The sequence below is a fragment of the Planococcus sp. SSTMD024 genome, assembly GCF_041320495.1.
Lineage (GTDB): Bacteria > Bacillota > Bacilli > Bacillales_A > Planococcaceae > Planococcus.
This window is the reverse complement of sequence record NZ_JBGGNS010000023.1, coordinates 293,701-312,207: the sequence shown is the minus strand read 5'-3', so window position 1 is coordinate 312,207 and position 18,507 is coordinate 293,701. Positions and strand designations below refer to the sequence as shown.

The 18,507-nt window shown below is 47.6% G+C and carries 23 protein-coding genes; all 23 read right to left on the bottom strand.

Annotated elements, in window-relative coordinates:
* Positions 1-7 precede the first annotated feature (7 nt).
* Positions 8-1,957, bottom strand: coding sequence for a phage tail spike protein (locus tag AB9R92_RS15860; RefSeq protein ID WP_370670402.1), 1,950 nt, complete (start codon positions 1,955-1,957; stop codon positions 8-10).
* Complete coding sequence (locus tag AB9R92_RS15855; protein WP_370670401.1) at positions 1,957-3,426, bottom strand: distal tail protein Dit; 1,470 nt, start codon at positions 3,424-3,426, stop codon at positions 1,957-1,959. The genes AB9R92_RS15860 and AB9R92_RS15855 overlap by 1 nt, the downstream gene beginning before the upstream one ends.
* Entirely contained in the window at positions 3,426-6,347 is a 2,922-nt protein-coding gene (locus tag AB9R92_RS15850; protein ID WP_370670400.1) for a phage tail protein, read from the bottom strand. The genes AB9R92_RS15855 and AB9R92_RS15850 overlap by 1 nt, the downstream gene beginning before the upstream one ends.
* A 349-nt stretch (positions 6,348-6,696) precedes the next feature.
* On the bottom strand, positions 6,697-7,152 hold the full coding sequence (locus AB9R92_RS15845; protein ID WP_370670399.1) for a tail assembly chaperone: 456 nt from the start codon (positions 7,150-7,152) through the stop codon (positions 6,697-6,699).
* A gap of 69 nt (positions 7,153-7,221) precedes the next feature.
* Complete coding sequence (locus AB9R92_RS15840; RefSeq protein WP_370670398.1) at positions 7,222-7,746, bottom strand: phage major tail protein, TP901-1 family; 525 nt, start codon at positions 7,744-7,746, stop codon at positions 7,222-7,224.
* 15 nt (positions 7,747-7,761) lie between these two features.
* Positions 7,762-8,166 carry a DUF3168 domain-containing protein gene (locus AB9R92_RS15835; protein ID WP_370670397.1) on the bottom strand — a complete coding sequence of 135 codons (405 nt, stop codon included), beginning with the start codon at positions 8,164-8,166 and terminating at the stop codon, positions 7,762-7,764.
* Positions 8,166-8,597 carry an HK97-gp10 family putative phage morphogenesis protein gene (locus AB9R92_RS15830; RefSeq protein ID WP_370670396.1) on the bottom strand — a complete coding sequence of 144 codons (432 nt, stop codon included), beginning with the start codon at positions 8,595-8,597 and terminating at the stop codon, positions 8,166-8,168. Before AB9R92_RS15830 ends, AB9R92_RS15835 begins: the two co-directional genes overlap by 1 nt.
* Positions 8,590-8,925 (bottom strand): phage head closure protein, encoded by a 336-nt coding sequence (locus AB9R92_RS15825; RefSeq protein WP_370670395.1) that lies wholly within the window; start codon positions 8,923-8,925, stop codon positions 8,590-8,592. Before AB9R92_RS15825 ends, AB9R92_RS15830 begins: the two co-directional genes overlap by 8 nt.
* Complete coding sequence (locus tag AB9R92_RS15820) at positions 8,918-9,268, bottom strand: phage head-tail connector protein (protein ID WP_370670394.1); 351 nt, start codon at positions 9,266-9,268, stop codon at positions 8,918-8,920. The genes AB9R92_RS15825 and AB9R92_RS15820 overlap by 8 nt, the downstream gene beginning before the upstream one ends.
* Positions 9,269-9,277: 9 nt before the next feature.
* The gene (locus tag AB9R92_RS15815) at positions 9,278-9,664 is read right to left on the bottom strand and encodes a hypothetical protein (protein ID WP_370670393.1); all 387 of its coding nucleotides are present in this window, start codon (positions 9,662-9,664) and stop codon (positions 9,278-9,280) included.
* 51 nt (positions 9,665-9,715) lie between these two features.
* On the bottom strand, positions 9,716-10,540 hold the full coding sequence (locus AB9R92_RS15810; RefSeq protein WP_370670392.1) for a major capsid protein: 825 nt from the start codon (positions 10,538-10,540) through the stop codon (positions 9,716-9,718).
* A 175-nt stretch (positions 10,541-10,715) separates the two neighbouring features.
* The gene (locus AB9R92_RS15805; protein WP_370670391.1) at positions 10,716-11,348 is read right to left on the bottom strand and encodes a phage scaffolding protein; all 633 of its coding nucleotides are present in this window, start codon (positions 11,346-11,348) and stop codon (positions 10,716-10,718) included.
* A gap of 187 nt (positions 11,349-11,535) precedes the next feature.
* Positions 11,536-12,564 carry a phage minor head protein gene (locus tag AB9R92_RS15800; RefSeq protein WP_370670390.1) on the bottom strand — a complete coding sequence of 343 codons (1,029 nt, stop codon included), beginning with the start codon at positions 12,562-12,564 and terminating at the stop codon, positions 11,536-11,538.
* Positions 12,561-14,123: a phage portal protein gene (locus AB9R92_RS15795; protein ID WP_370670389.1), complete on the bottom strand. Its 1,563-nt coding sequence runs from the start codon at positions 14,121-14,123 to the stop codon at positions 12,561-12,563. Before AB9R92_RS15795 ends, AB9R92_RS15800 begins: the two co-directional genes overlap by 4 nt.
* Before the next feature lie 12 nt (positions 14,124-14,135).
* Positions 14,136-15,398, bottom strand: coding sequence for a PBSX family phage terminase large subunit (locus AB9R92_RS15790; RefSeq protein WP_370670388.1), 1,263 nt, complete (start codon positions 15,396-15,398; stop codon positions 14,136-14,138).
* Entirely contained in the window at positions 15,388-15,837 is a 450-nt protein-coding gene (locus AB9R92_RS15785; protein ID WP_370670387.1) for a terminase small subunit, read from the bottom strand. The genes AB9R92_RS15790 and AB9R92_RS15785 overlap by 11 nt, the downstream gene beginning before the upstream one ends.
* A 179-nt stretch (positions 15,838-16,016) precedes the next feature.
* A complete protein-coding gene (locus tag AB9R92_RS15780; RefSeq protein ID WP_370670386.1) occupies positions 16,017-16,514 on the bottom strand; it encodes a sigma-70 family RNA polymerase sigma factor in 498 nt (165 codons plus the stop codon).
* A gap of 88 nt (positions 16,515-16,602) precedes the next feature.
* Positions 16,603-17,004 (bottom strand): hypothetical protein, encoded by a 402-nt coding sequence (locus AB9R92_RS15775; RefSeq protein WP_370670385.1) that lies wholly within the window; start codon positions 17,002-17,004, stop codon positions 16,603-16,605.
* Entirely contained in the window at positions 17,004-17,201 is a 198-nt protein-coding gene (locus AB9R92_RS15770; RefSeq protein ID WP_370670619.1) for an XtrA/YqaO family protein, read from the bottom strand. Before AB9R92_RS15770 ends, AB9R92_RS15775 begins: the two co-directional genes overlap by 1 nt.
* Before the next feature lie 28 nt (positions 17,202-17,229).
* A complete protein-coding gene (locus AB9R92_RS15765) occupies positions 17,230-17,448 on the bottom strand; it encodes a hypothetical protein (protein WP_370670384.1) in 219 nt (72 codons plus the stop codon).
* Positions 17,449-17,475: 27 nt separating this feature from the next.
* Positions 17,476-17,796 (bottom strand): hypothetical protein, encoded by a 321-nt coding sequence (locus AB9R92_RS15760; protein ID WP_370670383.1) that lies wholly within the window; start codon positions 17,794-17,796, stop codon positions 17,476-17,478.
* Positions 17,793-18,227, bottom strand: a complete 435-nt coding sequence (locus AB9R92_RS15755) for a RusA family crossover junction endodeoxyribonuclease (protein ID WP_370670618.1) — start codon at positions 18,225-18,227, stop codon at positions 17,793-17,795. The genes AB9R92_RS15760 and AB9R92_RS15755 overlap by 4 nt, the downstream gene beginning before the upstream one ends.
* Entirely contained in the window at positions 18,227-18,499 is a 273-nt protein-coding gene (locus tag AB9R92_RS15750; protein WP_370670382.1) for a hypothetical protein, read from the bottom strand. Before AB9R92_RS15750 ends, AB9R92_RS15755 begins: the two co-directional genes overlap by 1 nt.
* Positions 18,500-18,507 lie beyond the last annotated feature (8 nt).

Below are 18,507 nucleotides of genomic sequence, written 5' to 3'. Positions count from 1 at the left end.
CTCCCCCTTATCGAGTGCCGATGACTTGAATGCTTATGGGTACGATTGTTCCAGTAGAAGCGTAGGCGTAGTGTGGGCTGATTCTGATGGTCAAAGACGATAGCTCGCCTTGAGTGAAGGCTCTGCTGTCTTTTCGTTCGTATACATACCATTCCTTTGCTTCTGACTGCACGAAAACCCCAAGAACCTTTGTGATGCCGAGTGTCGTCGGCTCCACAATTGGCACCGTAACCTCGATAAAATCTCCTGGTGAATAATTACCTGTCGAGACAGGAATATCGAGACGGTGCGTGTAGCTTTTGCCGAACGCGAAGTCCAGGCTTTCCTTATCGTGCATTTCCGGCAGTACGCTGAAGACGCTGAACAATGTACGATCGTTGCCTCGCACATAACCGTTATCGATGGTGATTTTACTTGCGCCATCACCTGAAGAAAGAGCGCCAGAGAAACTTCCTCCGGCACCCTCTAAGTCTCCGGCGAACTTTATGTTGCCTTCGGTATCTAAGTATAAAACTTTCGCAAATGGCGCTTCTGTTGTCGCTCTAGATTCGATGCTAATGCCTTCAGTTGCATTCGATATCGTTCGGACTAGGCCATCGCTACGCATAACGACAAGACCATCTTCTTCAGTTGTGGAAACCCCGTTGTAGTTTCTGCCTAACTCGAGACCTCCAATTTGCCCAGCTGTCGTAGCAGTTGTCGGTACCCATGCAGTCAAATCGGAATTTGCTACATGCGGAACCTCAAATTCGTCTTCTGCAACAGCCAAGTTATTGATTCCAGAAACTTCTTCCGATTTTGTTTGAACCCACAGCCAGTTCTTTCTAACAGGTGGGGGATCGGGCTGCTTAACAATTTTTGCTCCGTACTGATTCTGCAACTGACGAAACACCTTGCGGACTTCCTCTTCGCTCTGTTCACGAATTTCTCCGATGATGTAGCGCTTGGAGGCTGGATTGCTAATGCTACGAATCACGCGAAGTACCCGGGCTCGAGCATAGATGGCCGGCTTCACATCTTTGTTTTTCACATTAATCCGATCGCCCAGGCGAACTTTCTTATGCGGAAACAAATGCTCAAGCGAAACAGCTTCGACATCGTATTCGAAAATAGAGGCGACCAGCTTGTTGAGCGCCTTTGTGCCATACTCCCGAAGCTCTTCGACGGTCATCTCCTGGTCATCGCTCTCCGGCTCATAGACAGCCGTTAAATGCGTACCTTGCCAGTTCCACTCTTGGAAAGCTTCGGCATGCGTGACCGTCGTGAAAAGCCTTGTACCATCTTCCCTTTCAGGCGTTTGGCAGTAAAGCGATGTCACAACGGCGTGAGAGTCCACGAATTTACGGAACCCGACTAAGTCTTTGCCGTATTCGACTGTCAGCGACCGGTCATCACCGACACGCTCCAGGAGATCCACAAAGCGACGTGTAATACGACCGCCTTTGGTCTGTGTCCGAATGCGAATTTCCAAGTTAAATGCTGTGCCGACCATTCCTAAATAATCGTAACCGCCGCGCGGCCGACTCCTATCGATGGAGCGACTGCCTTGGAATTCGACTATGCCTGGCTCGAAGATAGTCCCCGTGGTGATGAGCTGCAGGTATTGAAAAGCCGTCAATGACTCATCCGCGTCAGGCTCGATAATCTTGAGCTTGTTTAAATCGATTTCAGCACCATTGGTCCGCACTTCACGATTCGGACCATCATCTTCAGAACTATGCACAATGAATTCTTGCCAGCCGATATCTTCATGAGGAATGAGAACGCGAACGCGTCCCACAACTTTCTCAGCCAAAGGAATATTGTTTGGCATAAAGAAATTGAAATAGTTTGTGCCATCTTCGGCATCCTGGACATGCTCGTCGCCCCAGAACCGGCGATTCCCTCGGTTGTCTAAAGTGCCAAGGTATCGACCGGTATTCTGGTGAAAGAACAATATTTTCTTTGGTTTTTCCATTAGAAATTACGCTCCCTCAATACGACGTGCGATTGCGTGAAGTCCAGTTTGTCCGCTGGCTCGAATAGCAGATTGGATTGACCGGTCGGTACATCAAAGAAATCACCGCCAAAATCCTCTTCGACCTCGACCGGCTCTCCGTTGATCAATATCAGCCCCGTGTCAAAATCCATTTCGATGACATCATCTTGCCGGGCGATGTACGGCACGCCTTCCGATGGAGGGTTAATGCGAACGACTTTGGCATGCAATGCATACATTTCAGTCACTTCGGTAGTCCCTGATTGCCCGAAATGAAGCTGCAACTGCGAAAAGTTGCGAGTAAACTTGTAATCGGCATCGATGTACGTTACCGAAGCACGAGCAGTATGGCGGCCGGTCACGCTGTCGACCCGCGCTACATACCCGACCCATTTATTACCGATGCGGCCCATGCGCAGAACGCCTTCAAAATCTCGCCACTCGATGCCTTTTTGACCAGCTGAGGACAGGATGAATTCTCCTGACGCATCGCCGAGACGAATTTCCACACGGTTTCCGTAAGCTCCGGCTCCGATACGCTTCATCGCCAGCTTTCCGACGAATTGCCCTTGATCGTCGAGCAAATACCACTCTAACCTGCCTCTCGCCTTAATGGATGGATTCTTGAAGGTAATCTTTACTTCCAGTAAGAAATCAACGAGAGGCTCGGACAAGCTCGTCTTTTCAGCTGGCCCGTGCCAATCCTCTCCCTCACCAAATGAGACAGCGCGGAAGGAATAACCGTTGGCTTCAATCGATCCGCCTTTCAATCCCCCATCGACAAATGCATCTGTTTCCGTCCATCCGACCTTAGAAGCCATCGGATTGTTCAAAATGATTGTTTCCGGATCCACTGCCATATCTGATTCATCCAACTGGCGGCCGATGCGCTTGTAATCCTGGTCGTTAAAGATGTCCAGGTGCGTTATCGGCTCTTTTACCAAGACTTTCACATATGGCGGCGTTTCCTCTGCGCCATTGTTGTAAAGAGTAGCCACGCCATCTTTAATTGCATATGTCCCCGGTTCAGAAAATTTAAATGGCCGCGGACAAAGAAAGCTGATCGTCGCTTTGTAAAATCCTTCTTTCTTGTAGCTCGGCGTCACCCCGGCATAGAAGCCGTAATATGTACGGTCGAGCTCATCGCCAAACTTGATGGGCACTTCTTCTTTCGTGTTCAGTAGCTTGTTCAGCTGTTCGATTACCTTCTGCAGCTCTTCTTTGGATTCTGCAGCGATTAGGATTTCTTGATTGATTTTCCGTGGGGGATACTTGATCTCTTGTACATAACCGCCGTACTGGCCAGGCACCTGCAGAATTTCAATTGACCGGTCCAATAGCTCGCGGCCGTCATCCATTCCAGGAATGATGTATTCCGACAAATCAATTCCATTAAAAAAAATGGGGAACACAACTAAGTGCTCCCGCATTTCACGTGTGATCCACATTAATTTGTCCCCCTTCTTCTGCTGGTCGCATTCCGTTGATATGAATTGCGATCCATTTCATCTTTCATGTCGTCTGCTGTAGCGCGCGCAAATTCGCGCCCGTTGATTTCAATGATGGTATCGCCCTGGTAGACTTCAACCGGTTCGATCTCCGCAGCGAAAGACTTACGCACAACTCCCATATCTGCTCGGTTGAGCGATGTGTCGAGTTGTGCAGAAGCGCGCATATCGGCCATTGCGAGTTGAGGACTGAAGGCATTGCTCAATCCGCTGGATAGCTCAGTCACGGCTCGGAACGCCTGTCCGCTGGTCTGATTAATACCTTGTACAATACCTGGCGCGAACCATTTTGCCACGTCTGCAAATGCTCTGGAAGGTGAGTGTGTATCGGTATCGCGCTTAAAACGGCTGATTAAATCAGTAGCCAATCCACCGATAACTCCCAACCCTTCAGAAACCTTGCTCTTGATTCCAGATATAACCCCGCCGACCAAATCTGCACCGGCTGACACCATATCATCCACAAAATCAAGCACTCGCCCTGGCATTTCGCCGACAAATTCAGCCACAGTTTCAACGGCTTCTCCCATTTTTTCAGAGACTTTCGATACTACCTTTCCGAAAAATTCAGTGACAGCAGAGACTATAGCAACGAGTTTTTCTCGAGCTGCGTTTTTTGCTTCCTCCCATTTATCGCGCACAAAGTTTTTCGCTGCATCCATCAAAGTGCGCACGATTGATACTAATTGAGTGAAATTTCTACTCACAGTAGAAAGCATATTTGTAACGACTTCGAGTGTCTTCGCCTTTATTTTAGACCAGGCATCCTTGATCCAATTCCATACCGCAGTCCAAGTTTTGGATGTCCACGCGGAAATTTTGTCCCAGTTTGCAATAATGAGAATTGCTAAACCGATGACGATTCCGGTAATCCAGCCTACTGGCCCAAGAGCAATAAACCACGCGGCAGCCATTCGTGCTGCTGCAAACAATGCTTGAGCGCCCATCCATAACCACTTGGCGACGAATATCGCAGAAGTGGCGACCATTTTTGCCAACGCTACGACCATTGCTGTTCCTGTTGTAAGAGCCCATGCCGCAGCTACTTTCGCTGCATGCAAGAGTGACTGAACGCCCATCAAAGCCCACTTGGCAATAAAGATAGCTGCGGATGCTGCCATTTTCGCTAAAGCCACAACCATATTTGCGCCTGTGGTTAGCAACCACGCTGCTGCAATTCGCGCTGCGTGAAATAGTGAGTTAGCTGCCATGAGCGCCCATTTAGCTGTCCACAAGACAGCCGTGATGGTCAATCGTGCAATCACTTTAATCATGCCTAGTATCAAACCGCCGAACATCGCGTTCACAAGTAGGACAGCTGGCGCAATCGCGACTAACCCTGCCACGACCACGAATGCTGCCCCTGCGATCTTACCAAGCCATGGATGCGCCTCCATCATGCCATTTGTCCATTCCAGGAACCTGTCAATCAGTCCTAGCATGTATTCGCCAACAGGCGCGAGTGCTTTGCCTAGATTGATGATGAAGTCCACTAGACCACCGATGACTGATATCACGACTGGACCATTCGTTTTGATGTAGTCGATGAAGTTCTGGAAGCCTTGGCTTTCAGCAAGTGCTTCTGACCATTCTTTAAAACGTTCCATCATATCTTGCAGACTACTCATCATATCTGCTGAAGATGGCGCGAACGCCGCAAATGTATTGATGATACCTTGAAACGCGTCACTAAATATCGAACGGATCTTTGGCATGTTTTCGCTCACATAATCTACAAACGATTGAAATTTTTCACTCTCACTCAATCCATCTGCCCATTGACGGAACGACTCGGACATTTTCAAGAAGCTATTTTGTGTTTCTGTGGCAAGCGGACCAAATGCCTCCATCATATTGAAGAAACCCATAACAAAGTTGCCGGCAGCTTTGGTAATCGTTTCTAATGCCGGCCCTGCAAAGTCGTTTAAGAAACTAAAGAATTCTTTCACATCTTGCGCTTCCAAATTGCGATTGAATGAATCCATCAAATTATTTACGGAATCCACAACATTCTCGATCATCGGACGTGCCAATCCGAATAGGCTTGTAATGCCTGTAAGTGCGCCGCCAAAAGCTGTTAATACGCCAGGCTCCATATCCTTGACTAATTCACGGAACGTCTTTTGGAAGTCGCGTAGTGCAGAATGAGCTTCTAGCTGCGGACCACTCATGCCTTTAAAGATGCTATCCATTTCTGCTAGATGTTCATTTGCTTTCTCGATATCCCCTGCAGCTTTTGCATCGGCTATCTTCATTTCCAAATCGTTGATTTCTCCGGCTTTGTCGAACACTCCTTTGAGTGCTGGCATTGCGACCGCCGCGAATCCTAACGCGCCAATTCCTGCCGCACCGAATGAAGTGGCGAGTGCAAAGGTTGATCCGAGTATTGTGCCGAGCATTGGGCCCAATTGTCCAAGCAGTCCCACTGTAGACGCAATTACTGGAACCATCGCAGGACTCAAGAACATTAAGCCACCGCGCCCCATTGAACCAGTAATCTCGTCAAAGTTCCGTTGGAAGTTTGCGATACTGCCCATCATGTTGCGAAAGTTATCCCATTTCGCTCGAATTCTCACGGTGAAGTCTTTTAAACTCAGAGTCCTCAATTGCGCCAGTAATAACGCAATAGCTATTTGAGCTTTCGCGATATCCGCATCAATGTCTACGTCTGTTTCGCCACGTTCGAGCATAGCCAATTCACGTTGCACAGTTGATGCACCCAACATGAATTCACCAATGTCTGCCCCAATACCGATGTCTGCGCCAGATGCAGAACCTTTAATGGTCGCATCGACTTCTTTCATACCGCGTTGAAAATCACGGATGTCTGCACCAATATCGGCCTGAAAGTTATACTCCATTAGTTACCTCCTTTCATTCGAGTCTTGGGCTTATATTTTTTTAAAGCAGCCATAGCTTTACGGTGCCGAGTAGGATCGAACGTTTTTTTGACGTTACGCTCAAGTGACAACACTTCTTTTCTCACTTTTTCGGCATCGTATAGATCTTTTAAGCCAATACGTTTCTTTCCGCCACTTTGAGCCTTCGCTGTAAAGAGGGCGGATGAGGCAGCAAGTTCATATTCATCAATTCGTCTGAGTCTTGCTCCTTTAATAAAGTTTTTGAACTCCCTAGGAGACCAGGAATATATGATTTCGGTATCATAGACACCAAGATAATGAGCCGCGTCGATTTCGACCTGGTCATAATCTATGACAACAGTTTGTCTCTTGTTTCGAACATCGTTGCCACTGCTTTCTCTTTCTGCACTTTCTTTTCTTCCGACTGCTCGGCCTCCACCATTTGCTCCGCTTGATCCCAGAACTTCCGAGCTTTCTTTTTGTAAAACCCCGAGTTATGGATAGCTTTAAATGCGTCGCTGAACAGCCCATCTACATCTGCCTCTTCGTCATCAACAAATTCCTGCAGTGCTTCTTGGATATCCTGAACAGATGGTTTATTCCGACCATAATTAGAAGCTGCGCAATCCCAAAATGCTGCAAGCCCTTGCAAATCATCATTCAAAAGCTTCATGTAAATGCTCATGAATCCACCTGTTTTGTTACCTTGCGCATCCGTATCGTTGTATTTATCGTCTGCCGTTTTATCAAACATAAAAGTACATTTTCCTTCGTATTCTTTTCCTTTGATCATCAAAACTGCCATTTCCTATTCCTCCTATGAAACTCAAAATTTATATAAAGAAAGAGAGGCAGGTTACCTCGCCTCCCTCAATCAAGCTCCAGTTGGTGCCTGTTCTTGTTCTGGGAACTCCCCAGTTGAAGTGCCTGGAGCTTCGAATCCGTATGTTGCGAATTCAATTACTTCTTCAGGCAGTGGGTCGATTTCGCCTTCAACAGAATTGTTGATTACCTGTACTGTAGATGACACTTCCACAAATCCATCTTGCGGTGCAGATTTCTCAACCGTTTCGACTAAAGCATATGCAAAAAGTGTGTTGTGCTTACCGTTTTCATTCAGATTCAAATCTACTTCCCATAGCTTGATCTGCTGCTTGTTCCGAATACCGTTAATAATTGCCTTCTGACCGGCGTCTGTCGTATCACCATATGCAGTGATATCAAATGCCTCAGTAGTTTGGCCGTATCCTAAAATGCGACCAAATTTCGTGTTCTCATCAATTAGTTCATTTTCCATCGAGTGTGTGTGCTCTGTAGAGTTACCGATTACGTAGCCACTATCAGCAAGTGCTGCGTTCGTTGATTGAACGAGCAAGATCGAATCTTTACCTTGTTGCATCAGCGTCCATCTCCTTTAAATGTTTTTGATTGTAAATGTAAATCTAGCCAGCCCATGCTTAATCCGCGGATCAATGTCATCAATGACTTGAAGTGACGGATAGCTCACCGAAAGCAATTTAAAAGGGCCCTCGATTGAGAGCCCTTTGCCGATTGCTTGCATGATGGTATTCAGCATTTCCTGTGCTTCTTTCTTCCCGGAATACGTGGACCAGGCGTGAATGACGACCGAGACTTCTTCGTTGAACGTATTCTTTGTGGCAAGTGGATCTGTAGTCGGTGCGCCAATCGTGATATACGGATGCACCAGTCCTTCTTCGACCGCGTCATGAACGCCGGTTGCAATAGCCATAACCGCAGTATCAGTGGAAAGGCGTTGGAATATTGCCTGTTGCAACGGCCATAAGCTCGTTTGAATCATTAGCCTAACCTCCTCATTTCTCTGCGGAAATAACGCTCTCCGGCGTCAACAGCTGGATTCCAGTAAGGTTGCGCCTTCATACCAGATGTGGTGACATACTTTTGTAATTTCACACTCCAGTATGTCCAGGGGATTTTTTTCGCCCGACTTCCTCCTGGCCCTTCTGCATAAATACCGGTCCCGTATTCGACGTAGATTGCATAATCTGCTGTAACCCGAACAACCGCCTTCAACCCATCTTCAAATATCTCCATTTCGATAGAATCTTTTAAGTTACTACTGTCTACTGGCGCAAGAGACTTCGCATTTGATTGGATGATTTGGGCAGTTTCAAGAACAATGCGTTTAACTTCATCGAGTATTTGATCTCCGAATTCCGCGGCCACTTTCTGCAGCTTACGATTGCCAATCTTCACGCGCCCCCTAGCCATTCGGCACCAGCTTGAGCATGAGCTTCATGATTTCTCTCTGACCGCCTTGGTCCTGCGGCTTCGATACGAGCTCATATGTCTCGATGGTGCTGTCATAGCGATACAGGCAGCGCATTTGCTCTTTGACATCGATGCGATACGGATAGAACAGGTTGCGATCGAGCGTGTAATTCAGCTGCTGGGCTAGGAATAGCTCTTGGCTGGTCGGCGTATCGAGAAAGCCGTTGAAGTCTAGGACGGTTACCCAGTCTTCTTTGTAGCCACCGCCGCCATCCGAAACCTTACCGAGAGTCTGAAACTCGACGTGGTGTGGAAATTCCTCATGCATCCCATTTCACCTTCCGATAAGGCGCCAGGTGACCTTTCAGCTCTTCCGGTACCGACGTATCGTAGGAATAGGAAACCGTCCCCATTGAACGGGATTTCAGCCCCGTTTTCATGGTGTTCCTTTCGATCGCCTTGGCCAGATAGATTTTCACGCCGCCCGGGATACGCAACTTGCCTTCTTCCGTATAGCTGAATTGATTATTCGTGTGCGCCATCACCGATTCCAGGAACAACGGCAGCATCGTTTTGATGTACGCATCTTTGCTAGTGTCGCTTTCGGACATTTGCATGATTGCTTTGATTTCATTTACATCTTCTTGCTCGGGAATGAATTCGACTTCCATTCAGTCCACCTACTCTCCGAGGATTGCTTTTACGTAGTCCTCTTTAACCGCGTCAGATTTGTACTCTACGCCTTTTGCGTCCAGGTAAGCCTTTAGGTCGTCGTTCTTCACTTTCTTGAGCTCAGCTTCAGTGAACGTCGAATAATCGGCTGCGTCTGCTGCTGCCACCGTTTCTTTCGTTTCTACTTGAGCTTCTTCTACCTTTGGCTCTACAGGTGTACGTGTGCGATCTGCACCTTTTGAATATTTTGCCACGTCGTCGTCCTCCTTCGATTCAATGTCTGCCACGCGGGTTTTCCCTTTTAGGATTTCCACGTTTTGCGTATTGTCTTTCATTTCCGTGTTTTTGGTCTTCGCCTGTTCACGGCGCATTCGTTGAAATGCGGTTGCGCTCATCTCTTCACCTTCTTTCAAAAGATAAATGGCGGACAATATCCGCCCTACTGATCATCCGTTTGTGACGACTTTGACAATGCGGATCTGTTTTGGATCGTATACACGATTCCAGTTAGCGCCTGTTGCAAGCTGCGCGTTTGATGGAGAAGATCCAGTCACGTTTGCAGAAGTAAATGCAATACCGCGTGGGTGAACGATAAAATGTTTGCGTGTGATAAGGATGTCATCGCCTGCCAATTTATCGCGATCCGTTTCCGTCTGCACATCAGCTGGCGTACCGTCTGCGTAACCAACAGCGCCGTTGCCGAATAGGTACGACGTGTATTTGAAACCGGAAGTAGTTCCAGCCTCAACCGGAACGCCGTCGTCCACGATGACGCGCTTGCCATCAAATGTAGCGAAGTCCAGTCCAGTGACCGGGTCTTTTTGGAATTCGAGCACACGCAACTTCTTCAAATTAGAGTAGACGCGTGAGTGAACCACGATAGCCGTAAGGCCGCCCATAGCATCACCCAAACGCTGAGCGCCTTCGATGATGACATCTGCGCCTGCTTTAGCAGCTTCTGAAGCTGTATTGCCATCTTCTGTTGAAACGTCTTCGATCAAGTCAGCCATTGACGCTGATTTGAATGCGCCCTGCAAGCTGGAAATCAACGTTCCTTGCATACGGCGAGTCCAGTACGTGGAAACGCGGTCGCCGATAGCTGCCATTGGGTCAGAGCCTGCAAGATCTCCTGCCAAATCATTCGCTGCCCATGCTTTACCACGGAAGAGCTTGACGGCCACATCTTGACCAGCATCGATTTTATCTGGCGTCAAAGCTTCTGTGTCAGAAAGAACTTCGTCGTCTCCATCAAGATCGTTCCAGAATGGCATGTTTAGTGTGCGTCCGCCGCCACTCGCCAATGCCTGAAGTTCAGAGTTGTTCGCTAGGATGCCAGATTGATAAAGAGCTGATAGCTCCATGGTGCGATTGATTACATATGGATTGAATACCTCAGGGACGATAACGTCCGAAATAAGTGTTTTTGCCATTGATTAATGTTCCTCCTTAGGCTTGTGCCTGTAATTTTTGTGCAAGTGTCGGATCTTCCCGCATTAGGCGACCTTGCTCAGTGAGATTGAATGAATCTTTCTTCCACGGGTTCTTCTGGCCAGATGGAACTTCACTGCCTGGTGGAACGTGAGGATTGCGGCCTCGGAGTCCCTCTTGTGCCTCTTCTTCGGCAAATAAATAAGCGTCACTCTCTTTGAGTGCGCTCAGTTGATTGTCGAGACCGAGAAGCTTGTCTCCATCCAGTTTGATTTGATCGATTTCGAGAAGTGCTTTGGCTGCTTTAGGGTTGCGCACTTTTACTTCGCGCAATTTGTCATCCAATATTGTATCGAACTTTTGCGCTTGCAGTTTCTCTTCATAGTCTTTGGCTTGGGTGGCATTGGTTTCTTTCAACGAATTAATTTCATTCGTCAATTCTTCGCTGTCTTTTGCTTTCTTGCCCAATTCGACAAGCTGATCATCACGGTCTTTCAGTTGAGACTTCAGTTCCTTGTTATCCGCATTCACTGCATCAAACTTGTCTTTCGGGAACCAATTGCCATCACTGACGACCGCAATCTTTTTATCTCCAGCTTTTGCTGACACCTGTTGATACAATTCTTCTCCGAGCAATTCTTTTAAATCCATTTCAATTCTCTCCTTTTGTTGATGTTTTTTGGCGTGTCACACCTCACGCAGAAAGGGTGCGCTTCTTTTGGGTCTAGCCTTTAAAAAGACCGTATGCTCTTGAGCCCGAGCCGGCAGATGATGGATCACACTCCATTTCTCGAATTTGACTTGTGGTAAAGCACAATCCATCACCTCCTCAAAGTATTTAAGCCGAAGCAAACTCTTTGTACCATTCCTCATACGTCACAAAAGGAATGACTGTGCTAGGCGGCTGCAGCTCTTTCGTTGCCTTCTTGACGGCTTGCTTATAAGTCATGCTCTCGTCAGACATATACTGCTCGATGCGGTCTGCGAGCTTCTGCTGATACTTGTCGTCCATGTAATCACGGCCTCGGCGATATTCCGGCAGCTTCCCGTTGATTTTGTAGATGACAACGCATCGGCAATTGATGGAGAGCGATGCCGCATCAACGCCGACCCACAACCGTGGTGCAAGTGTGTAATTCGTCTTGTAATGAAAAACGCCGTTCTTGTCGGCATCCTGGCCATCGAGTTTCCGGTGAGATTTCCGCACCCGGGTATCAAGCGATGACGTCCACACCTTGCTCGCTTTGCTGTACGCTGATGCTTCTTCGAATACTTTCTCACCCGCAATGCTTCGGGCGCGTCCTGCCTCTGTCCTGGCGACTGTGCGTGCCTTGTTGGATGAGAAACCGAGGACTCGCTCTAATCGCTTCGCCATAACCCAATAGCTTTCGCCGGCTTGAATGCCCTGAGCGAGCTCGATATTGATTTTGCGCACCGTTTCATTTCGATGTTGCTGCAGGATCTTCGGCAAGGTGAGCTCAGCAATCGGATTCAGCAGCACTTCCTTGACTGTCGCTGGTGAGGGTAAGCTGAATCCTTGTGCGGCTGGTGGCTGCACTTGTGAAATCAGATAAGCTGAGAGTAAATACTTTTCCAGGTACTGCGTTTCCTGCAGCGCTCGCATATCCTTCACAATCTGCCGATAGTCATCCGTCAGCATCTGTGTAATCCGTGCCATTTCCTTATCGAACCGATGGTATTTCACCATCTCGGTCGATGTGAGCTTGCCATCCTTCTCGTATTTCTCAAACATCCGGGAGAGCTGGTCCAAAATGGTCTTCAGGCGCCGGTTAAAGACGCGCTCTAAATCATCCTCAGCTTCCATCAGCTTCTTATCGAGTAGATCCTCGATGTCGAATTGGTTCATCGCCTCCTCACGCCCGTTCCTTTACAGGAAGGACACTGAATCTGATTGGCGGTCGCTGGGCTCGTTATCTTGCCGTCACCGTTACACTCCGGACAAGGAAAATCGTCATTGCCATTCGTTTCTTCTTGAGCGCTTGATGATTTGTTGCCCCCATTTAGTTCGTCGTCCTCGTTCAAGGGCGGCAATGATTCCCCGAAGCGTATCGCTTCTTCTTCCAGTCGCCGCATCTCCAGTTCGACATCTTTCACCCACGGATGGTTTTCGAGAATGGTTTGCTTGCTGACATTGCCAACTGAATTCTGCCCCATCTCGATTTGCTCGGCCTCATTGGTGAGCATCGACTTGTTGAACGTGAATGTTAGGTCCTTATAGTCGTGGTCCTTTTTCTCGGTGATGTTGATGTATTCGACCAGGAACCAGGCAAAGTGCTTGAGGCCCTTTGTGAACTTCCGTTCCATGACGCTCGCTTTCATGTCCAGCAGCTGGAACAACTGCCGAAGGGCGACACCGGACGGCGCATTGCCGAACTTGTCCATGGAGACGTCAGCGCCTTGGCCGAAGTGAAAGATGTTCTTGGTGTATCGATCCAATTGTGTGTTGACTGCATTCACTGGCACTTCTGACTGTTTTGTTTCAACGCCGCTGTCATCACCACTCACTTTCATAGCCTTGAAGCGCTTCAGATTAGTATTGAATGTTTTTAAGTCTGTGCCATCATAGCCTTTCAGCACAAAAATGAGCGACTGCATATCTTCCAGCGTATTTAAGGTGTCAGAAATAATAAGATCGTATGCATCGATGTAGCCCTTGTAGAAGGTCAAGTCCCCAACGCGTTCTTCATTGTTCATAAACTCGATGAACGGCACCTCGCCCCAGCCGTAACCGGAACCGTTGTAGTAGAAATGGGACGCTGGATTGATATCCTCTGAAACGTCAAAGAAGATGTCGCCATCGATGATTTCGTAAAAGGTCACTTGCTCCTTATCCCACATCTCTACTTTGGTTGTGGTGTCGTCTACAGCGTAGAAACGGATGATATACAGCAGCTTCTTTTGCTTCGACCGGTCATAGATCGGAATGACTTCTTCTTTCGGGATGCGGATATAGTCGAATACGCCGTCAGCGTCAATATACGGATGCAGCCACTCTCGGCCTTTGTTCGATACGTTCTTGATCAATTCCGGGATGATATCCTCAAAGTCATCCGAAAGAGTATCTGTGACCATCTCCAGCAGCTCGCTGTCGTCACCCTTCGAACCGACCGTCACCGGCTTACCAGCAAGATAGGCAACCTTCTGATCAACCAGCAATTTATGAAAGCCGGATGACACTTTGTTGTTCTTTGCATCCTTGTCTTCAACTGGCCGGTCGTTCACATAAGTATTAATGATGCGATTCTGAATATCATTTTCACCCATGTAATACCTATGGCCATCGTCCGTTACCGCCGCAGACTCATGTGCTTCAATCATTTCTTTCACGATATCCTCCGTCATCGGCTTATTCAGACGGATAATTTCGTTCAGTTCTTCTGTATGTGTCGTGTCGCTTGGATACATGTATTCACCTCTTTACGTTAAGAATGTCAGTGACGACTTGCGCATATCTCGCTCGAATGCATAGCGCGTGCTGTCGATCGTGTGATTGTCTTTGTCTTCTAAGCGCGGCTTAGGGTTGCCGTCGCGGTCCGTCTGGTAATCGATGTTCTCGAATTCCCTGGCGATGTTGGGCGTTCGCAATGGATCAATGCAAATGAAATCAAGGTCATCCAGCCATTTCTCGCCATACTCTACGCTGTCCGGCCCCTTCTTCACTTGTTTCAATCGCTGAATGCCATGTTCTAAGCGCATTTCGTCATTACTCTTCGGCTCAACCTCTGCGAAAATCTCTTCATGCGCATAACCACGCTTAGTAATCCATTCAGCCAGCTTACGGTTGCTGATTTTTACGCCGTAGTGCTCATCGATCGCGTAGATGCCATTGCGTTTCTTGTCGTAATGCCAACGAACAAATGCCAGTGGATCCGATGCATAGCCGTAATCGAGTCCGTTGCGAATGTTGTCGAAGCTTTTCGCCATATCATCTGTGATGCAGCCAGCTTCGATTTGCAAGTTATCGAACGGCACCACGCCAGAACCGACCGCCTTGCCTTCATACTCCCACTCATACCGCTTAGGATTGCGCTCTTTGGCTGCCAATGCCTCTTCGATGAATTGCTTGGAGATGAACGGATTGTCGTGATACGTGGAATGATGCACAAAAGTATTCGCCGGCTGGAAGGACGATTCATATTTCTTATTCACCCAGGATTGTCTGCGCTTCGGTGGGTTGTAGCTGAAGAAGAATTTATAAAAAAGGCCATCAGCCAATTCTCCACGTAGCAAGGAGTTGGTGATGGTCGTGACTTCTTCTTCAGTTTTAAACTCTGCCAATTCTTCCACCCAAGCGAGCGCAAAGGGAAAATTAGCCGACTTCAAGGACTTGATGCGTTCTGGTTCCTGGGCACCCTTAAAGACCATGTAATTGCCTCTTGGCAGATACGTGATCCGCATCGGGGACTTATTGACTTTGAACAGATGGGAAACGCCTTGTTCGGATATCGCCCACTTGATTTGCTCGAAGATGGAGAGCTCCAATGTATTATCGACTTTCCGGATGCCGATGCCGTTCAACGGGAGACGCATCAGCAGCTGCACAAAAATATGCGCAATGTCTGAAGACTTACCAGAACCACGACCACCCTTGCAGACGATGTTTAAAATGTCACTGGACATCGTAGCCTTCCAAACCGGATGAAACGCTGTAGGGATGAATTCGGATAGCTTACGAGCCATCGTCTCCACCACCGATATCGTCCACGAAGGTTACATTCAATTCACCCTCATGCTTCACGGTTTCCTTAAACATGCCGAGATGCTTGCCGATCAGTTCCGTTGCTTTGTTCGCACCGCTGCTGTCGAATTGGTATTCGCCTGTCGGAACCAGTCGCTGTTCCACATAATCAAATTCCATCACAGGCTCTTGCTGCATTGCTCGGTCTGATATATCCATCAAGCGTTTCAGCACCCAGTAAGCATCAAGATTCAAACGATCAGCTCGGGTTTTCTTCAGTTCCTCTATACGCGCGCGGATATTAACATTGGCTAACAATCGGCTCGCTTGTACCCCTGCTGTTTTTTCACTGTACCCTGCACGAATCGCCGCCTGAGTGCCGTTTAGGTCCACCAGGTACTCATCGATGAACATCTGTTGCTTCGCTGTAAACTTCACCATATATCACCAACTTTCAGGCTAATTGCCGTATTACGACATCAAAACCGATTGTCAGGCGTTTAAATTCGCCCATAATCAGTGGGGCTGTGGAGGGATTTGCCGCTTGACCAGCATCCCCTCTTTTATTCTCCCCTTCATTTGTAGGGATTCCGCACACCATTCGCACACCATAGGTAAAATTAATCTGTTTGAGAAACGCGAGCACTAATCTTCTTTTTTGCACGGATGATGGCTTGCTGGACGCGGCTTTTGCTGACGCCTAATTCATCTGCAATACATGACCAGCTTTTCCCTGCAGCGTAATGGAGAATGTAGCATTGCCGTTCTCTAAGCGTGAGAGACGCAAAAATATCAGCCAGAATAATCTTCTCTTCGGCCGTCATATACAATTGCTTCGGCCCTTCTTCTAATTGTTCGGTAATGTCCGGGATGAAATCCATATTCGAGAAGGATTGGTGCTGGTAGATGCTCTTTTTGTCGACTCCTTTGAATGTCCCGGGCTGTCTCCCGGTCTCGAGCCATTCCATCGAGAAGTTCATGCTTTCAATCATGCTGTTGATTTGCGTGAGGTCCTGTTTGCTATGAAAGTCGTTGCGATCCAGTCGGTCCCGACGTCGCTCCAGGTCTTTTTTGTGAATGCCGTATTCGTGTAATAGTTCGTCTGCCCATACTTTCATTGAAGGACCTCCTCTGATTTTGGGAATAAAAAAAGAGGACACAAAACAGCGGTTAAGCTGTCTGTGTCCTCCGGTTTGCCGGGGGGACTTATAAATTTTTGTGTACTTGTTTTTGAATATAGAGGCTCTGTTTATCGCGAACGAGTTCTATTGTCGCTTTCCTCTTTTTATTATTTTTCAGTTGATAATAGACGTCAATCTTCATCGGACTTTCGCTATCCAAGTCTTCGAGCACCACGGCGCCAAACTCCTCCGGGTACAATTGTTTTTGATCAATTTGAATGCCGCCCGGATAATCCACTTTGTATACACCAATAGGTTGAGTGTTGCGATTATGGATCACGAAATTGAAATGCTCAGCGTAAAGGTTACGTTGTTTTATTTCGAATGACGGCCACAAAGACCGTTTGTAAGTGCGGTATTGAGATAATGCTATCGCGATAGACAACATTAGGCTTAATGCTGCAATTACCATTGAAGCAATCTCCACTAAAAATCTTCCCCCTCTTCAAATCGTACACGCGCCACTTTCCCTTTATTCGTGATGATTTTCGTTTCTGCATGGGGATGAAGTTCGGCGTATCTTGCTTTCCCTTGATCGATGACCAGGAAGCATCTCTCCGGTAATTCCATTATATCCAATTCTAACATTCCTGTCTCCGAAATTTTAACATCTTGTAACCGCATTTTACCCCTCATTTTGCCCCTCCTCAGTTCATAACCCAAATATCCCCGTCTCTCTTTTCTGAATCAGCCCGCGCTCGGCATGATCGAACACCAGCAGCGCAATTTCACTTGGCTTGCGCCTCATCTTCTTCGCAATGTTCGTCATGCTGATGCCGGCTTGCCATAGCTCCTGGAAGTCCCTCAACTCCGCAGGAGAGAATAGCAAGTTCAGCTCGAGCTCGTCTGCTTCAAACAAAAAATACTTCATGGCGATCCTCCTTCGCCTAAACGAAACTTACTTGGCTTTCGGTTTAAATGGTTCGAGCGTTTCTTTTAAATCTTTTATGGCTTCCATGAACATCTTTTGCTCTTCATCCGTTCCGGCTGTCAAGTCACTTTTATGCCATTCTTCCATAAGCGCAATAATTGGCAGCATATAACCGGTAAAACCTTGAATATTTTCAATTTGGAATATGATAGAGCCGTTTTTATCTTCAGGAGTCTTTGAAAAAGCTATGCCCCTCGGATTGCCTTCGTCATCAATCACAACTCCACTGAAAAGCGTTCCGTCACCCATTTTGCAAAGCGTGATGTCATTTTCTATTTTAGAAATCATCCGTTTTCCTCCTTATACCGAATCAGCACGTCCACCCGTGGCGTTATGCTATACAGTTTCTTCACCGTCATGCTGACCACTTGGCTGTCGTCCTGCCAAATAATCTTGGAAAGCCCATCCTTAACACCCTTCGCCAGATTATCAACGTCCGGCTTTGTAGTCGGCAGCAATAAACCCGCCGCAATAAGCTCCTGTTTCGGCCGCGTCTGATACTTCTTCGGTGTCGGCTGATAGAATGTCAGCTCCAAGTGTATCGGGCCCTGAATGAGCTCCTGTGGTTTGTGCTGGGATGCAATGAGCTTCACGTATTGTTTGAAGTCCCGGGATTTCGCCGGATCGTAGAGAACCGTTTTGCCCGTGAAGCTTTTTCCGGCTCGGGGACGACCCTGGGCGACTGGCTGTCCGACTATTTCGAATGCGATTTGGTTCATCATTTAACACTCCGGAATATTTTATCCATTTCCTCTTCGTACTTTTTCGCTTTATACTCTATCTCGCTCATAACTTCGAAATAAGCTACAGAGTCGGTGGCAATTCCATAGATTGCGTTGCTACCTTCTCCGCCGTTGAAAAGAATGTATTCTTCGTATTCTAGGTCGTTCATAACTTCGCTCGTCGCTTCTTGGACATTGTTGGCCTTCACGGTTCTCACAACTGACTTGCCGATACCTTTAATGTGATATTGAATGCAAATGTTCTCCACGTTATTGC

Excerpts from the sequence above, each read along its gene's own strand:
- AB9R92_RS15860 (WP_370670402.1), bottom strand. The coding sequence starts at position 1,957 with ATGGAAAAACCAAAGAAAATATTGTTCTTTCACCAGAATACCGGTCGA.
- AB9R92_RS15855 (WP_370670401.1), bottom strand. The coding sequence starts at position 3,426 with ATGTGGATCACACGTGAAATGCGGGAGCACTTAGTTGTGTTCCCCATT.
- AB9R92_RS15850 (WP_370670400.1), bottom strand. The coding sequence starts at position 6,347 with ATGGAGTATAACTTTCAGGCCGATATTGGTGCAGACATCCGTGATTTT.
- AB9R92_RS15845 (WP_370670399.1), bottom strand. The coding sequence starts at position 7,152 with ATGGCAGTTTTGATGATCAAAGGAAAAGAATACGAAGGAAAATGTACT.
- AB9R92_RS15840 (WP_370670398.1), bottom strand. The coding sequence starts at position 7,746 with ATGCAACAAGGTAAAGATTCGATCTTGCTCGTTCAATCAACGAACGCA.
- AB9R92_RS15835 (WP_370670397.1), bottom strand. The coding sequence starts at position 8,166 with ATGATTCAAACGAGCTTATGGCCGTTGCAACAGGCAATATTCCAACGC.
- AB9R92_RS15830 (WP_370670396.1), bottom strand. The coding sequence starts at position 8,597 with ATGGCTAGGGGGCGCGTGAAGATTGGCAATCGTAAGCTGCAGAAAGTG.
- AB9R92_RS15825 (WP_370670395.1), bottom strand. The coding sequence starts at position 8,925 with ATGCATGAGGAATTTCCACACCACGTCGAGTTTCAGACTCTCGGTAAG.
- AB9R92_RS15820 (WP_370670394.1), bottom strand. The coding sequence starts at position 9,268 with ATGGAAGTCGAATTCATTCCCGAGCAAGAAGATGTAAATGAAATCAAA.
- AB9R92_RS15815 (WP_370670393.1), bottom strand. The coding sequence starts at position 9,664 with ATGAGCGCAACCGCATTTCAACGAATGCGCCGTGAACAGGCGAAGACC.
- AB9R92_RS15810 (WP_370670392.1), bottom strand. The coding sequence starts at position 10,540 with ATGCCATTCTGGAACGATCTTGATGGAGACGACGAAGTTCTTTCTGAC.
- AB9R92_RS15805 (WP_370670391.1), bottom strand. The coding sequence starts at position 11,348 with ATGGATTTAAAAGAATTGCTCGGAGAAGAATTGTATCAACAGGTGTCA.
- AB9R92_RS15800 (WP_370670390.1), bottom strand. The coding sequence starts at position 12,564 with ATGAACCAATTCGACATCGAGGATCTACTCGATAAGAAGCTGATGGAA.
- AB9R92_RS15795 (WP_370670389.1), bottom strand. The coding sequence starts at position 14,123 with ATGTATCCAAGCGACACGACACATACAGAAGAACTGAACGAAATTATC.
- AB9R92_RS15790 (WP_370670388.1), bottom strand. The coding sequence starts at position 15,398 with ATGGCTCGTAAGCTATCCGAATTCATCCCTACAGCGTTTCATCCGGTT.
- AB9R92_RS15785 (WP_370670387.1), bottom strand. The coding sequence starts at position 15,837 with ATGGTGAAGTTTACAGCGAAGCAACAGATGTTCATCGATGAGTACCTG.
- AB9R92_RS15780 (WP_370670386.1), bottom strand. The coding sequence starts at position 16,514 with ATGAAAGTATGGGCAGACGAACTATTACACGAATACGGCATTCACAAA.
- AB9R92_RS15770 (WP_370670619.1), bottom strand. The coding sequence starts at position 17,201 with ATGCGGTTACAAGATGTTAAAATTTCGGAGACAGGAATGTTAGAATTG.
- AB9R92_RS15765 (WP_370670384.1), bottom strand. The coding sequence starts at position 17,448 with ATGAAGTATTTTTTGTTTGAAGCAGACGAGCTCGAGCTGAACTTGCTA.
- AB9R92_RS15760 (WP_370670383.1), bottom strand. The coding sequence starts at position 17,796 with ATGATTTCTAAAATAGAAAATGACATCACGCTTTGCAAAATGGGTGAC.
- AB9R92_RS15755 (WP_370670618.1), bottom strand. The coding sequence starts at position 18,227 with ATGAACCAAATCGCATTCGAAATAGTCGGACAGCCAGTCGCCCAGGGT.